1 pseudogene is annotated in these 404 nt (G+C 56.9%); it reads left to right on the top strand.

Annotation, left to right across the window (positions count from 1 at the left end):
- Positions 1-358: pseudogene (locus AC5ZGW_RS47310) on the top strand (alpha/beta hydrolase); the annotation flags it as partial.
- Positions 359-404 lie beyond the last annotated feature (46 nt).

Below are 404 nucleotides of genomic sequence, written 5' to 3'. Positions count from 1 at the left end.
CATGTACTACGCCAAGCAACATCCCGAACTGGTGTCAAAGGTGATCACGCTGGACAATTTGCGCGTCCCCTTCGTGCTTGACCACAGACTTAAGATCCTGTCGTTCCGCTCGAAAGATCCCAACTTCAAGACCGATCCCGGCGTGTTGCCGGCTCCCGAACAGGCCAAGAAGCAAGTTATCGATATCATCAATACGCAATTCCGGCACACTGACATGTGCGACCGTGGACCTTATTCCGTCAAGCACAGGATCCAGGCCACGCTCGACGAGTTTCTCACCAAGGGCAGCAGCAGCGAACTGGCGCCTGCGCCGACCGACAGTCCGCTTGTTGTCAACGCCGCTGCAGCGCTTCCCTAGAGCATGATCCGGAAAGGACCGTGGGCGGATACGCGAAGCGTAATCC

This window comes from Bradyrhizobium sp. Crot121, from assembly GCF_059512385.1.
This window is presented reverse-complemented; position numbering and strand designations above follow the sequence as displayed.